Source organism: Sulfurisphaera ohwakuensis (genome assembly GCF_009729055.1).
Classification (GTDB): domain Archaea; phylum Thermoproteota; class Thermoprotei_A; order Sulfolobales; family Sulfolobaceae; genus Sulfurisphaera; species Sulfurisphaera ohwakuensis.
This window is the reverse complement of sequence record NZ_CP045484.1, coordinates 2395643-2410854: the sequence shown is the minus strand read 5'-3', so window position 1 is coordinate 2410854 and position 15212 is coordinate 2395643. Positions and strand designations below refer to the sequence as shown.

The window sequence follows — 15212 nt, the reverse complement described above, 5'->3', positions numbered from 1 at the left end:
TATTGATTAGATTAGAGTACTTAAATATTCTACTAATGGATCTAATTCTTTTATATCAACGTTAAACGGATTTAAGAGAATTTTCTTATCAAATGGAATAGTGATAATTAGAGTATCTCTAAAGTATTTTCTTATGTTTTCAAAATTAATTTGATAAGATGCAGTGACTTCATTTACAATTATTGCCAAAGGATTAAACAATCTGGTAGATTTGAAACCTAGATTTTTCTGTATAATATCAGAAAGAAAATCATTTATAGGTAACATAAGTCTCATTGTATAATCTATTATCTCGTCAGGAGGGGCCAAAATAGGTATGGCCTTATAAGAGTACTCATTAAACGCATTTATCCATGCTATTAAGTTTTTTTCAAAACATTCATCAGAGAAAAGAGGAGGGTTATCTACTATTATTACATCGTAATCTTTATATTTCCTATATTCTTCAACAATTTTACCAATATCTAAAGAGAGAAAATTCTTTGAACACCCTAGGTTTACAAGAGGTATATTATCAATATCTTTTTTATAATCCCCATTAGGGAATTCGTCTTTAATATTAAAATAATTTGAAAGAGTTCTAGATAATGACCTATCTATGATAACTACGTTTCTATTTTTTGATAATTTTTTAGCTAATTGAAAAGCTATAAATGATTTCCCGATACCTCCTTTTAAACTTATTATATTAATTCCAAGCATTATTATTATATTTCTCTTTTTTAGACTTTTAAATCTTAGTCATAACATATAGATTCCTTTTCTTCACATTATTCGTCTTTTTTCGCTGTTTTTATGTCGAGATTAAAGACAATAGAATTAGGAACTATTAAGTTACTTTTTTAGGTATGTCTCTATATAAGAAACTTATCACTCCTAGTGAGAGAGTAAATAAAGAGTAAACTAAGACAGAAATTAAGGCAGAAATCAAATCAGTCGATATTGAAGGAAGTAAATCAATTGCTTGAACTATGATACTAAATGGTGAATTAGAAACTATTATAAAAGGTAGCTGTGTAGCACCCCATGAAGGCAAATACTCAGCTATTATCACATATTGTGCTGAATGCGTTAATATATCAATAAACTCTAGTACATCGGAAACTAATATAGAACCAATAAGCAAAGAACTTGAGATTATGAATGATAGACTACTTCTCCTTAACATTTCTCCTATCATAAAAGCTATATTGAAAAATACTAATGAAGAGAAAAGTACAGAAGCAATTATTTCTGGCAAAATTCCAATTTCATCTTGATTGCCAAATAACAAATAGGACATAACTACTGAGAGGATAACCATTATACCATAAATAGAGGATAATAATATAAATGAGCCTAACCATTTCTCCATTATAAATCTAAATCTAGTTATAGCTTTAGTAAGGAAGAAATCTATTGTGCCTTGTTCATACTCTTCTGACATCGAACCAGACGATATAGATATTGCTAAAAAATGAAGAAGAAGACTTTGAGGTAAAAGAGTCCCTAATGCCCACATATAAGGATAAAGAGGCGTGAGCAAGACTCTAACTCTCTCTGATGGGACAAAAGCTACAGCAAGATAAACAGCTATTTCAAAGAATAAAGAAATAGCAATAAGTACAATAACTTTCTTTCTCGAAAAAGCCCTTCTCCACTCATAAAGCATTATTTCCAACACTATTTATCGCCCTAGCATAAGCTTCCTCTAAATTTAAATCTAAATAAAAACCTTTAACGCTAATGTTAGATTGAATTAAATACTTGAGCAATTCCTCTCTTTTATCTTGTGAAAGAGATACAACAACTCTTGAATTTTCTCTATAAACTCTCTTTACATATTCTAATGAACTAACTAGATTAAGAACCTTTTCGACTTCATTAGTCTCAATAATTACATTTATCCCGAGAAATTCTCTAACTAGTTGCTCAACACTACCCTCAAAAACTATTTTACCCTTATAGATCATATAAACCCTATCAGAGAGCTTTTTAACGTCCTCTAACTCGTGTGACGTCATTAAAATTAAAGAACCGTTTTTCTTTAACTTATTAAACATCTCTCTAACTTTTACACTAAATATTGGATCTATACCTATATTGGGCTCGTCAAGTATCATAACTTCCGGATTTCCTAATAATGCTTCAGCAATAGCTATTCTTTGAGTCATTCCTTTACTATATTTAGCAATTTGCCTATCTGCAAATTCGGCCATCCCAACAATGTCTAGCAACTCATCTACATCATCTTTTTTAGCTCCCTTTAATTTAGCTGATAACATCAATACCTCCCTTCCAGTCATAAAGGGAGGTAAATTTGGTAACTCTTGCACGTATCCAAGATTTTTAAAGATGCTCTTATCCTTAAAGGGATCTTTACCCATTATTCTCACTTCTCCCTTGTCCGGTTTTATCAAAGCTAAAATACTTCTTATTAATGTAGTTTTTCCTGCACCATTAGGACCAATTAATGATACAAACTCACCTTTATTAACTTCTATAGAAACATTAGATAAGACTTCTTTTTTGTTATATTTCTTTACCAGCCCAAATACATTAATCATTAATTTATCTTCGGAATAAGAATAAAAAAACCTTATAATTTTCAAATGAGAGAGAAAGTTTATGACTAGAATTGTTTGGATGATAGGAGGAGCACAAGGACTTGGAGTAGATACTTCAGCAAACATCTTCGGTAACGCTGTAGCAAAAGCTGGATATTATCTTTTTGGAAATAGAGAATATTACTCTAATATAAAGGGGAGACATAGTTATTTTGAAGTAGTAATTAGTGAGAAACCCATAAGAAGTTTATCATCTTATGTAAATATTTTAGCTAGTTTTGACGCTGAAACCGTCTTCCAACATTTCACAGAGATAAAGGAATATTTAATCTATAACGTTGAGTACGAAAATACTACTGTCGACTTAGTTAAATCAATGGAACCAGAAATGGCAGAGCAAGTAAAAGAAGCGTTAAGTAAAGAGAGACTGGGATTTACTATAAAAGATATACTAGAATACCTAAAGAGAAGAGGAGTTAAAGTAATTGGATTTAATTACACAGAATTGATAAAGAAGATCGCAGATGCTTTCAAAGTTCCTATGTCCGTAGTTGAAAGGGCTAAAAATATGATAGCTGTAGGAGCTTCTTATGGTCTACTCGGACTAAAATTTGACTATTTAAAAGACGCAATTTCTTCGACATTTAAGAATGAACTCTTCATTAAATTTAACACTATGGCGGCCGAATTAGGATATAATTCTGTTCCAAACGTGTATAAATTACAGGAATATAAAATAGAAAAGCCAAGAATTCAAGTAGACGGAAACACAATTTCAGCAATGGGAAAATTAGCCGGAGGATTAAGATTCCAGTCATATTATCCAATAACTCCAGCCTCAGATGAAAGTGTATATATTGAGGCTAATCAAAACCTAGATATGATAGTTGAGGGAAACGAATTAAGGAAGGGAGGAGTAGTTGTAGTTCAGGCCGAAGACGAATTAGCTGCAATAAATATGGCTGTTGGTGCAGCCTTAACTGGAGTTAGATCTGCAACAGCAACTTCTGGACCTGGATTCTCTTTAATGTCTGAAGGAATAAGTTGGGCAGGGATGAATGAGGTCCCAGTTGTAATTACTTATTATATGCGTGGAGCCCCAGCAACTGGATTACCAACAAGATCTGGTCAAGCAGATTTAAAGTTTGCCCTTAATGTTGGTCATGGAGAGTTTCCAAGAATCGTTATTGCCTCTGGTGATCACGTAGAAATCTTTTGGGATGCAATTTGGGCTCTGAATTTAGCTGAGAAATATCAAACACCAGTTATCCACATAATAGAAAAGACTTTAGCCAATGCATATTCAGTGTTTGAAGAGGAATTGATAAGTAATAAACCTTACGTAATTGAAAGAGGAAAAATAGTAAAACCAACAAGTGATTACTTTAATAGATTTGAAGTAACTGAAGATGGTATATCTCCTAGGGTATTCCTTGGCCAAGCTAGTATCTTCTATACTGGAGATGAGCACAACGAAGAAGGGCATATAACAGAAAATAGTATAAATAGAATGAAGATGTATGAAAAGAGAAATAAGAAGTTAGAAACTGCAGATAAAGAAATTCCAGAGGAACAAAGGGTTAATATTGTAGGTGATGCTGATATTGTCCTATTAACGTGGGGTTCACCAAAGGGTGCAATTTTAGATGCAATGGAAGAATTGAGTAAGGACGGTATTAAAACAATGATGGTTCAAGTTAAGATGTTCAATCCTTATCCTAAAAATCTCATGAAAAAGATTCTTTCGGGGAAGAGTAAAATAATTGCAGTTGAAAATAATTATAATGCACAAGGAGCTGAAGTTTTAGCGGAAAAAACTGGGATATTCGCAACAAATTATATATTAAAATGGACCGGAAGACCTATAACTAGGGAAGAAGTAATTGAAGGTATAAAGAAGATTTTAGAAAGAGATGAGAAAAGGGTGGTATTGTATGGTGGAGCGTAAACCTGTATTTGTAGATTGGTGTCCAGGCTGTGGAGACTTTGGAATACTGAGAGCTGAAGAGATGGCAATAAGAGAACTTGGAATTGATCCAAAATCTGTTGTAATAGTATCTGGAATTGGCTGCTCCGGAAAAATACCACATTTCATGAACTTACCTATATCCGGAGTCCATACTCTACACGGAAGATCAATAGCATTTGCTACTGGAATTAAACTATCTAATCCATCATTAGAGGTGATAGTTAACGTTGGAGATGGAGACGGTTTAGGAATTGGCATGGGACACTTTGTACATTTAGGAAGAAGAAACATTGATATTGCGGTACTAGTACATAATAACGGTGTTTACGGATTAACTAAAGGACAAGCTTCACCAACACTACATAGAGGTGAGAAAACAAAGTCCTTACCAAAACCAAATATAATGGATGCTGTAAATCCCCTAGCTGTAGCTTTAGCTGCAGGCTATACTTTTGTTGCTAGAGGATACGCATATGACGTTATGCATTTAAAGGAACTTATTAAAAAGGCAATTCTTCATAAAGGTAGTGCATTAGTAGATATTCTTCAACCTTGTCCTACATATAACGATATTAATACAAAAGAATGGTATGATAAAAGGGTTTATAAACTAGATAATGTACCAAGTTGGGATCCAGTAGTAAGAAAAGAAGAGGAGGCTCAGAAAAAATTCGAACAAGCCATAATGAAGTCTTATGAATGGGGAGAAAAAATACCTATTGGAATATTTTACCAAAATGAATTAGTACCAACATTTGAAGATAGACTTACATCAAATATACCAAATTACAGAGAGTACTATCCAGCTAAACAGCAAATAGAAATTAACGGTATTAGTACTACCAAAATTGATGAACTTATTAAAGCCAAAAGAATTTAGTTACCAATTAAAACAAATTTTTTAGTTTTTCTGTCTTCTATAACTCTTCCTTCTTCTGCTAACTCGTATAATGCTTTTCTTATCTTCTCATCGCTAGCTAAATTAGTTAATACTGAATGTATCTCCTTTACATCCATAGGTTTTTCCTTAAGTAGATCTACAATAACTTTTTTAAGCTCATCTTCCTCTGGTGCTATGACTACAGTGACTTCATCATCGTCATAAACTACCTCTAAGTTCTCTTCAATCTCTTTCCTCTTCTTATTTAGAGTTGCACTCATATCCATCCACTATATAATATGGAATCCTAAAATATAAACTTTTGTTAATCTAGTTTGAAGTGTTTAAACTTGAAAGTTTGAATATTATAATTTTAATAAAAGGGAGTAAATAATAAACGAGTAACATAAAAAAATTAAAAGTTTAAAAGTTTTGAGATAGCTAATTAAAAATCTTTAGCTTAGTGATCTTCTCATAATCTTAAAGACGTCCCTTTATGTACAATTCCTTATCAGTTTAGGAGTAATAGAAACGATGTAAGGATTTATTCTAAGCTTGATTATTAATTCCTTATCGGACAATTTTTATTTAACATAAATAAGCTAGTATACCTACTTTACCCTACTTAATAGGATGAACATTATTGATCAGATTTTGGGTTGTATTCTCATGAAATTTCGCCGCATTGTTAGTTCTTAAATTACACTAAATTTATAAAGTATTTACAGTTAATCCGTCTATCTAATTAGCAAGCTAACTAATATTAGCCAAGAACTATAATACTCTATACTAACCATTCATCTTAAAGAGCCTTGAATTGACCTTTAATGCATAATTATATGATATGAAATAATAGGAATGTAGTAATTTTCAATTATTTGCACAGTCTTTATGAGTTGTTAGAATTAAAATGAATATCTTAAGAATTTATAATTTTATAAATAATCATTTTTATCTAAAATGTAAATTTACTCAGTTATTTGTATTTTGAATAACGTTTTAAGAGATAAAGGGACTAGCATATTTAATAATAAGCTAAGTTATCTCTTCCCATACGTCAATGAATTTAGAATACCAGATTTTATACTCCTCTGGTGTGACAATGTGAATTTCAAAAGGATCCCACGCATTTATTGCCTTATGTAATTTCACTGATATCTTACTCCTATCCCATTCATCTTTAATATTAAGCACTATTACAAGAACATCTATGTCACTATCTAGTCTGTAATTACCCCTAGCTACAGAGCCAAAGAGTATTACTTTACATTCTGCTGATATCTCATTTACACATACCTTTTTTATTACCTTTAAGTATTGTCTTGCATTTTTCAACATGTTTATCCTCTTTTTCCCACTCCTCTTTAAAGTAGTCCAAGCTCATTTAGTATCACCTTCGCAATTCTTAAGGAGACTATTACGGAATTCTTACTATACTCATATGGTAAATATCTGGCACCTATATATGCTTGTTGAATTAAATCCAATATGCTCGACTCCTTATCAAGTAATTCTCTTAATCTGTTGTTATTCGTAACTCTTATCACATCTTCTAAGAGTTTAATTAAATTATGAGTCCTCTCATAAGTCCCGGTCCTCTCATGTGAGCTACCCCGCCCTGAAGGGCGGAGCTTCCTGCTTCATAGCCCCACCTTGCCCGTAGCTTTTCGCTACGGGTAGAGGGTGGAGCTCCACAGGCACTAAGGATGGCTCCCACCCCGATCTCTTCAATATGTTTAAGCAAGCGTTATAGTCACGATCAGTAACCCAACCACACTTAGGACAGCTGAACACACGGTCAGTCAAAGTTAACTCTTTCTTTACGTACCCGCATTTAGCACACATCTTTGAAGTATATGCTGGATTTATTAACAACAGTTTCTTTCCATATTTTTCCAACTGATATCCTAGTATTCTCTTCAACTCATGGAACGCAACATCGTGCAACCTCATCCTCAACTTCCTTTCTGACTCCTCCACCAGTTGTTTAACATCTATATCCTCCATTACTACAACGTCATAATGTTGTGCAAACCACTTACCCAACTTCATATAGAGGTCTTGTCTCAAGTTCTTCAAGTGTTCATAACCCCTAGCTAACTTCACTTTTGCTTTAAACCAATTTTTCGACAAGAACTCTTTCCTCGAGAGAACCTTGTGGAGTTTCCTTATCTTCTCAAGTGCCTTCTCATAAGGTCTCAAGTTAGGGAAATAGAACCCATCACTCGTGGTTAAGAGTTTCTCTACCCCAACATCTATTGCAACTACCTTACCAGTCTTTGGGAGTTGAGAGAATTCAACACCTTCAACCATGAAGGAGACATATACTCTCTCTGAACGTGTTAGTTTAACTACCACCCTCTTTACTTTATCAAGCGGGAAGTCCCTATGAACAATGACCTTAAACACGCCGAGATTTGATAACCTCAATAACACCAGCTTCTTCTTATTCTTCCTACTCTTAGTCCTTATTTCCCTGCTCTCAAGTATTTTCCATCCACTTTGTGGGTAAACAAGAGAGTAGTACTTATGGGGTTTCTTCTCCTTAGGAAAGTGTGCTAGACCTTTGAAGAACCTATCCCTAGCATCGTAATAACGATCGGCAATTTGCTGTACTACTTGTGAGTAGAGTTGTTGGTACTCCTTATCTTGCTTTCTTAGATCTAGAGCGAGTTGTCTTAACTCCGTTTGTGTAAGACCCTTTCCGTCCCTTTGGTAGAAATAGATATCTGCCCAGCGTAGGGTGTTGTACATCTCACATGCTAACCTCAACTGGGCTTTTAACGCCCTAATTGTTTGATCGTCAGCATATGCACGAAAGCGGAACCCTACGTTGGGCATTAATAAAATGTTCGAGAGTGGATTAAAAAATATTTCTACAAAGGGGGCTATCCATCCCCGCCTTAAAAGGCGAGGTTTTTCGCCCCCTTTGAACCCCTAAACTTTATAATCTCCTTATTTAGGCTCATTTCATGAAACCCATAAACATGAAGAAACCACGCACTTTTCCATGCTTTCCAAATCCCTGGAAATATCTTATCTAACTCTTCTGCAGCTTTAAATAACAATTCGGCCTTCCATCTTTTCTTTTTCAAGAACTCTAAATAGCATGAAGTATTTTTCTCTTTACTTAAATATTTTATTGCTTCTTCTGCAGCCTTATAATACTTTTCCGAAGCTTGAACAAGATCACCCCTAGAAAGCAACTCATCAGCTTCCTCAAAGTAAACATCATGAGCTAAACGAATTTTTTTCCAACATTATGGTATACTTATACTCCATAAGATAATAAATTTATGAGCCCAATAGATAAAGTATATTAATTTATAAAAAAATTAGATTTCTTGAACAATAAGATCTTCTTGCGAAGAAACTTCTAATGGCTTTCCTTTCGTCTCCGGTACTGCAATTAACGTTAAGACGGCCGCAACAAATGCAACAGAACTTAGGAATGCTACGGCAAAAGATTCTCCATAGGTATTAAATAAAGCTGGAAAGACAAAAGCTGTTAGTGCTGCTCCTGTTCTACCAGAAGCTACTGTTAAAGACTGAACAAGTCCTCTAACCTTAGTGGGTGCTAGTTCCACACCTAGCATACCAGAAGCACTTACTGAACCAGGTCCTGCTTGTGAAAACAAATTCTGTAAACCATAGAGTATTAGTGCTGTGGTAGCCGGTATACTCGTTTTTAATAAAGAGAAGAGAAGTAAAGAGATAGCCATTCCGAAGAAACCAAATGTCTGCATAGGTTTTCTTCCAATTCTATCTAAGGTTAACAATGCAATTATTCCACCAGGTACCGTAAAACCGAACTCTATAATGAACTGAAAGATAGCACTATTATTTATTCCAATACTTTTTGCAATTGCTGTTGGACCAAATAAAATACCTGAGTACGCTACAATATCAAATAAGAACCATAATAAGCATGCTGCCAAGAATGTTTTCCAAAACTTGCTAAAATATGCCGAGAAACCATTAGCATCTTTTAATTCTTTACTTATATGAACATCAGTATTAGCTAATGTCCTTACAACTTCTCTAAACTTTTCAACATCTCCTTTAATCCTAGCTAAATATCTTGGTGTTTCTGGTATTTTTCTTCTTAGATAAATTACAGATGCTGATGGTATTGCACCAGCCGCTAAAACGACTCTCCAAATAACATCTGTGGGTACGCTAAGAGCTTCCAATCCTAGAGCTATTGCTGCTGCAGTAGTTGCGCCAAATCCCCACATTAAACCAAAACCGAAAGCAAGTAACTTTCCCCTATCTTTAGCGTTTGAATGCTCTGCCATTATCATAGGAGATAATACGTAATCAGCACCTACACCTAAACCTAAAAGTCCTCTAACTATCACTAATTCTAAGGGAGTTGAAACAAACGCTTGTAATAGGGCACCGACAGAAAGAAGGGCAACGTCTATTCCGTAAAATGTTTTCCTACCTCTATTAGAGAGTATTCCGAAAATTATTGCTCCCACTGCTGCACCTATTAATGCTGATCCCGATACTAGACTTTGCCATAGAGTGTAATCTGGTGATTTGCTTGTTATGCCAAATGATGAGAGAACTATTGCTAAGACTATGCCGACCGATGAGAGATCATATCCGTCAGTAAAAACTCCCATACCTGTCGTTAGTAGTGACTTTATATGCCATACATCGAAGTTTCTTTGATCCAGGGGTTTGAAAATATCTGATAACTTCATTTCACTTTAGAGTCCCGTTAACATTCTTATAAAGATTATGTATTTATTACATGTAGAACTATAGTTATATAATTAGTCTATATAGATATAAATAGAATAAAAGGAGAAACTATATATATTATGAGTAAAAATGTATCACATGGGCTATAAAATAGAAGACCTAATCAGTGAAAATGGAAATATAAAAAGAATTCCTAAAGGATTTTCAGCTATAGAGATAAGAGGTCCAAACAGAGTCATCTTATTTAATAAAAATTTAAGTATATTACTTGTAAAAGTATACAAAAATATCTTCGCTTCAAGAATAGCAACAAAAAGAGGTGTACAATATAAGTTTCTAACTGCTAATGATGAGATAATTAGTAATGGTAAAGTTATATCAGAAAAGGAGAATATAATTGCAACTGCATTAGATAAAGTTATAGTGGAAATTGAAGAAAAAATTGATACAGAAAAATCAAAAGAAATATTATTTTACCTTTATTTAATAAGAGGATGTTTAAAAGGAGATAAATCATCTTGTAATGAACTTCACGAGCAAATCTACTTTGAAACATTAGGTTGAAATCCTAACCTAGCGTTACCTTTGTTTAAATATTCGTAGACTAGAGCTACAAAATCTGTATCGGGATTTTTTGATTTTAATGTTATGTATCTTAAGGTTTCTATTTCAAGTCCACTAACACCATAAATTAGTAAGAAAAGCCCAGAAGGTTTATGAAGTAAAGAAATAATATTACCTCTATGAATTTGTAGAAGCAGAACATTCCCTTCAGTCATTTCTAAAGTCTGAAAATCTGATAAGGTAAGCTTTGTTATCTTATCACTCCATAAACTCTTGAGTAACTTGACCTCATTCTCATCTCCTTCTTCTAGTTCTACGAACCTCTCTATTATGTCGTTCACGTATAAACTTTTTACTTTACGTTTATAAATATATATGTTGCTCGTAGGAATTACTTCTGAAGGGGAGTTAGGAGAAAACATAGCCAAATTTTTTGATAAAGTCATAGTTATAACTTCTCCTCAAAAAGTTCTTGAAGAAAGACCAGATGTTGTTATTCACACATTTGAAATACCTTACTTGGAGGCAAATAATAATAGGCCTTTGGCTTGGAACATAAATACCTGGTATGCAATAAACATAGGTAGAGCAGCAAATAGAGTGAAAGCTGTAAACGTCTACTTATCTACCTTCATGATATTTGATGGAAAGAAAGGATATTACTCAGAAACTTCCACACCAAATCCGATAAATTATTATGGACTAACAAAACTCGTAGGAGAATCTGGGATAATGAGTCTTGGTAATTATCTTATAATTAGACTGGGCTTACTTTACTCAATGCAATATAAAGGACTACTTTTCCCTTTTATAAAAGGTATATTAAGGGGTAAAAGAGCAATTAGATGTAATTCGAATTTTTATGTTTCGCCTATATCAATGAATGAAGCAAGTGAAATAATTTCCTTAATGGTAAAGAAAGAACTAAGAGGCGTAGTAAACCTAGGTGGTAAGAGAAAGAGCTTATATGAAGTCTGTAAAGAATTAGGTGAAATGTTTGAGGTAGAAGTTATACCAACTGAAGGTAAATATTATGATTTCTCATTAGATACGTGGCTATTGAATAGTCTTGGTTTTTCTGTCAGAAGTTAAGAAGAATTTATAGCCCTTAGTCATCATTAACCTATCCATTTCTGACACAAAATTCTGCATGTAAAAATCGATATAAGGAAAATTCGTCGTAACTGCCTCATATCTCATTAAACTAACAATCTTTGATAGTCTCTGGACTTTATCCTCTATGTTCTCTTCTTCATAAAAGAACCTAGTTATTTCCCTACCTAAAGATCTGCTAATTTCTGCTTTTCTTGCATAGATTAATCTAAGAAGTAAGAATAAAGACTTACTAACGCGTTTGAGCAGATCATTAGCGTCATCTGCATTCTCTATCTCGTAGACTGTTGCAAAATATAATTTTTCTAGCTTTTCGATATTCATAAGTTCTACTCTCATTCCAAACTTAAATATTTTTGCCAGAAAAGTTATAATGTGGAGGACTTCTTAAGCAGAGTGCTATACTTTGCTGAAAAGGGATATCCTCTGCCAGTTGCATACAAAAAAGCTAAGGAGGTGAGCAGAAGTGTAAAAGATTCTTACGAACTAGCTAGAAGGCTCATACTCTCTTATTATTCTCTATCAGGGAAAAGTTACAGGAAAAAAGTAAGAGAATTTTTACAAAAAGGGGTACACATAGTCCTACCAGAGTGGTTTGAAAGGGAACTAGATGGTATTTATGATATAGAGAAATTAAAGGACTCTTTTCTTGATAGAGTAATTTGGATAAGGGTAAATACGTTAAAAGCTGATGAAGACAAAGTGATAAAGAGTTTAGAAAATGAGGGTATAATATTAGAAAAAGATAAAGATATTCCATATGCCTATAAAGTGGTAAAAGGGGATATAAGAAGTACTACTGCATTTAAAGAATTTAAAGTTATTATACAGGATAAAGCGAGTATGGCGGTAATTGAAGCTCTAAAACCTGAAAAAGGAGAGTTAATATTTGATATGGCATCAGCTCCCGGAATAAAAGCGTCTCTGATTATGGCTTTGACTGATAATCAGAGCGAGTTAGTCGTATCTGATATAGATAGGGAAAGATTACACAAGGAGATTAAATTTCTTCATGACGTAGGAGTTAATATGGATAAAGTTCACATCATTCATCAAGATTCTACATCTAGCAGTGTAATTAAGGCTGATAAAGTACTCTTAGATGCTCCTTGTAGCTCTACTGGAATGATAAGTAATGAGCCTACAGTTTTACTTAAGTTAACAAAACAAAGAGTAAATGAATTATCAGAATTGCAAAGGAATCTACTTAACAAAGCCCTTTCTATTTCGTCTTATGTAATTTATGCTACTTGCTCGCTTTTACCTCAAGAAGGAGAATATATTGTAAAGGAATTCAATACAAAATCTCCACTTAACTTTGCTTTCTCTAATTCTTTCGGAAATAGGTTTATTCCCTATCTTCATCAAAGCGAAGGTTTCTTCATATCGAAAGTCTCTGGATAATTTTTAAAAGCTTCCCTTAAGCCTTTCCTTATTCTTCTAGTTTTTAAATCAAATATCATGTTTTATCACATTCTACTGTAATACTATATAAAGTAGAGGGCTAATAGAACATGTTGACGTAGTTACATGATTTAAAAAATTTTAATTAAAAATATTTTATGATGTTAGAAATTGTTGAAATTAGCATTATAGTTCTATTATTCTTTACTGATTAGTTTTAATTAATTCAATATGATTTCTTATAAATTGTTAAGCGCTTAGATTAGGCACACTTAAGTTTTGATCAAAAAGAAAAGACTTTTATGAAAAATTATATCCATGCTACAATAGTATCTACTTTAGCGTGGGCTGGAAATATTTACGATTTGTTATTATTAACATTTGTCTATTCGTTCTTCGAAAAAGTTTATGGTCTTAATTATTTTGACTTCTCAATTCTTTTCGCTTTAGGTCTTATTGGTAGAGCTATTGGCGGGACATATTTTGGAAGATTAGCAGATAAAATTGGAAGGAAACCAATTTTAGCCATTGGGACAGCTGGTTATTCTGTCTTTCAGATTATACTAGCTTTTTCACCAAATTCTCTAATTCTCTTTGTAGCAAGATTTCTGCAAGGAATTTTCATGGGTGCTCAATGGACTGCTGGAACTGTATTAGCTTATGAGAACGCTCCAGCTAATTTAAGAGGCATTGTAACTGGGATTGTACAAGCTGGTTATGGAATAGGTTATGCCTTAACTGGGTTAACATACATTATCCTAGAAAACGAACCAAGATTATTCTTAATCACTGGTGCTTTACCCTTAATCTTACTACCTTACATAAAAATTATTAATGAAACTAAATTTTCTTCATTTACCTTTAAGCCCAGATATAACGATTACTTAAGTCTCTTGATCAAAGCTACTGCTGGCATGAGTGGTATGTTTCTTGCCTATTTTTCAGTATTCGGAAATTATACTTTAGTTGCTGAAAAATATTTGAATATGAATAGCATAACTTTGGGATTACTGATAACATTAAGTAACTTAGGACTAGCAGCATCTTTCATTTTATTTGGAAGACTTGCTGATAAAGTAGATAAAAGAAAGTTAATTTATATTGGTGTATCTGGATTACTAGTATCTTTACCGCTAGCTGTACCAATTTTTATTAAATCTATAATAATATCTGAGATTGGAATTTTGATTTACGCATTTTCCACAGGTTTTTGGCCTTTAATGCCATTATTACTAGCTGAAGCAGTTCCTACTGAAGTCAGAGGAATGTTATCTGGATTATCTTATAATATTGGCGGATTTGTAGGAGGGATAGGTAATATAATTCTAGGAATTATAGAAATAGAACTAGGATTAAGAGCTCTTATAGATACAATCAACTTTTTTGGATTTTTTGCTTTAGCATTAGTATTAGTTAGCGTAATAACGTGGCCAAAGAGCAAATCTCCTACCATCATCTATTCAGATTAGGCTTACAAATATTTTTATTTTTTTAAACAAAGTTTATATTATGGAATATTTCAGGCTAGGTAATTTAGTAAGTATTATTGCTGGTTTCCTAATTTTGGCTGTGCTTTTACAGATTGCAATATTAGGTATTAAATCAATATTTTATCTATCAATATTAGTTCAATTTTGGATAATATGGGTTCTATCAATTCCAGCATTTTATTTTTACTATAAATCATCTATGCAAAAGAAATACTTTATGGATTATTTTGCACCTTTAGCAATAGTTATAACCTTTATAGGGATTTTATTGGCTTCTTATCACGCTTTCCTAGGAATAGAACTGATAGTACTAGGATACATATTTGAACCTATTGCAGGAATTTCAATTTATGTTACAGTTAAGCAGTTCGTTTTAGCCTCAAATCTATTCTTCTGGGGAGCTGTAGTTTATACACTAGGTCTTCCCTTTTACTTATATAATATCTCTGAAGTAGCCATTTTAGGTGACGTAGTAAAACTTATAGGCTTATTAATGCTCTCTCAAAAGATAAAAGGAGGGAAAATTTTGTAAT

General features: G+C 33.1%; 18 protein-coding genes. 7 read left to right on the top strand and 11 right to left on the bottom strand.

The genetic code is table 11. From position 1 onward, the window contains the following. Positions 1–6: 6 nt before the first annotated feature. The 3 genes from D1869_RS13315 to D1869_RS13305 all read right to left on the bottom strand — a co-directional run bounded on the left by D1869_RS13315 (position 7) and on the right by D1869_RS13305 (position 2546). Positions 7–702 (bottom strand): nucleotide-binding protein, encoded by a 696-nt coding sequence (locus D1869_RS13315; RefSeq protein WP_156015554.1) that lies wholly within the window; start codon positions 700–702, stop codon positions 7–9. Between the two features lie 127 nt (positions 703–829). Next, on the bottom strand, positions 830–1663 hold the full coding sequence (locus D1869_RS13310) for an ABC transporter permease (protein WP_156015553.1): 834 nt from the start codon (positions 1661–1663) through the stop codon (positions 830–832). Next, entirely contained in the window at positions 1641–2546 is a 906-nt protein-coding gene (locus D1869_RS13305; protein ID WP_156015552.1) for an ABC transporter ATP-binding protein, read from the bottom strand. The genes D1869_RS13310 and D1869_RS13305 overlap by 23 nt, the downstream gene beginning before the upstream one ends. Positions 2547–2607: 61 nt before the next feature. On the opposite strand from D1869_RS13305, the gene D1869_RS13300 reads away from it, so the two are divergent. Next, positions 2608–4494 (top strand): 2-oxoacid:ferredoxin oxidoreductase subunit alpha, encoded by a 1887-nt coding sequence (locus D1869_RS13300; RefSeq protein WP_231113632.1) that lies wholly within the window; start codon positions 2608–2610, stop codon positions 4492–4494. Beyond that, positions 4481–5395, top strand: coding sequence for a 2-oxoacid:ferredoxin oxidoreductase subunit beta (locus tag D1869_RS13295; protein WP_156015551.1), 915 nt, complete (start codon positions 4481–4483; stop codon positions 5393–5395). The genes D1869_RS13300 and D1869_RS13295 overlap by 14 nt, the downstream gene beginning before the upstream one ends. Here the strand turns inward: D1869_RS13295 and D1869_RS13290 are convergent. The 6 genes from D1869_RS13290 to D1869_RS13265 form a co-directional block, all read right to left on the bottom strand. After that, entirely contained in the window at positions 5392–5682 is a 291-nt protein-coding gene (locus D1869_RS13290) for a hypothetical protein (protein ID WP_052846793.1), read from the bottom strand. The two genes, D1869_RS13295 and D1869_RS13290, sit on opposite strands and share 4 nt — an antisense overlap. Before the next feature lie 748 nt (positions 5683–6430). Beyond that, positions 6431–6733, bottom strand: a complete 303-nt coding sequence (locus D1869_RS13285) for a nucleotidyltransferase domain-containing protein (RefSeq protein ID WP_156015550.1) — start codon at positions 6731–6733, stop codon at positions 6431–6433. A 26-nt stretch (positions 6734–6759) separates the two neighbouring features. Beyond that, on the bottom strand, positions 6760–6942 hold the full coding sequence (locus D1869_RS13280; protein WP_231113631.1) for a hypothetical protein: 183 nt from the start codon (positions 6940–6942) through the stop codon (positions 6760–6762). A 61-nt stretch (positions 6943–7003) separates the two neighbouring features. Next, positions 7004–8236 carry an RNA-guided endonuclease InsQ/TnpB family protein gene (locus D1869_RS13275; RefSeq protein ID WP_156015548.1) on the bottom strand — a complete coding sequence of 411 codons (1233 nt, stop codon included), beginning with the start codon at positions 8234–8236 and terminating at the stop codon, positions 7004–7006. Between the two features lie 62 nt (positions 8237–8298). Then, positions 8299–8601 carry a PaREP1 family protein gene (locus tag D1869_RS13270; protein WP_221267140.1) on the bottom strand — a complete coding sequence of 101 codons (303 nt, stop codon included), beginning with the start codon at positions 8599–8601 and terminating at the stop codon, positions 8299–8301. Between the two features lie 129 nt (positions 8602–8730). Continuing rightward, positions 8731–10107: an MFS transporter gene (locus D1869_RS13265; RefSeq protein WP_156015546.1), complete on the bottom strand. Its 1377-nt coding sequence runs from the start codon at positions 10105–10107 to the stop codon at positions 8731–8733. 139 nt (positions 10108–10246) lie between these two features. On the opposite strand from D1869_RS13265, the gene D1869_RS13260 reads away from it, so the two are divergent. Then, on the top strand, positions 10247–10672 hold the full coding sequence (locus tag D1869_RS13260) for a hypothetical protein (protein WP_156015545.1): 426 nt from the start codon (positions 10247–10249) through the stop codon (positions 10670–10672). On the opposite strand, the gene D1869_RS13255 is transcribed toward D1869_RS13260, so the two are convergent. Beyond that, positions 10651–11013 (bottom strand): hypothetical protein, encoded by a 363-nt coding sequence (locus D1869_RS13255; protein WP_156015544.1) that lies wholly within the window; start codon positions 11011–11013, stop codon positions 10651–10653. The two genes, D1869_RS13260 and D1869_RS13255, sit on opposite strands and share 22 nt — an antisense overlap. A 37-nt stretch (positions 11014–11050) precedes the next feature. Between D1869_RS13255 and D1869_RS13250 the strand changes: the two genes are divergently transcribed. Beyond that, a complete protein-coding gene (locus D1869_RS13250) occupies positions 11051–11764 on the top strand; it encodes a sugar nucleotide-binding protein (protein ID WP_156015991.1) in 714 nt (237 codons plus the stop codon). On the opposite strand, the gene D1869_RS13245 is transcribed toward D1869_RS13250, so the two are convergent. Beyond that, positions 11729–12109 (bottom strand): hypothetical protein, encoded by a 381-nt coding sequence (locus D1869_RS13245; protein ID WP_156015543.1) that lies wholly within the window; start codon positions 12107–12109, stop codon positions 11729–11731. The genes D1869_RS13250 and D1869_RS13245 overlap by 36 nt on opposite strands. 51 nt (positions 12110–12160) lie before the next feature. Between D1869_RS13245 and D1869_RS13240 the strand changes: the two genes are divergently transcribed. From D1869_RS13240 to D1869_RS13230, 3 genes are all read left to right on the top strand, one after another. Next, a complete protein-coding gene (locus D1869_RS13240) occupies positions 12161–13189 on the top strand; it encodes an RsmB/NOP family class I SAM-dependent RNA methyltransferase (RefSeq protein ID WP_156015542.1) in 1029 nt (342 codons plus the stop codon). Positions 13190–13491: 302 nt separating this feature from the next. Continuing rightward, positions 13492–14658 carry an MFS transporter gene (locus D1869_RS13235; protein ID WP_156015541.1) on the top strand — a complete coding sequence of 389 codons (1167 nt, stop codon included), beginning with the start codon at positions 13492–13494 and terminating at the stop codon, positions 14656–14658. A 40-nt stretch (positions 14659–14698) separates the two neighbouring features. Further along, positions 14699–15211 carry a hypothetical protein gene (locus tag D1869_RS13230; RefSeq protein WP_156015540.1) on the top strand — a complete coding sequence of 171 codons (513 nt, stop codon included), beginning with the start codon at positions 14699–14701 and terminating at the stop codon, positions 15209–15211. Position 15212: the final 1 nt, after the last annotated feature.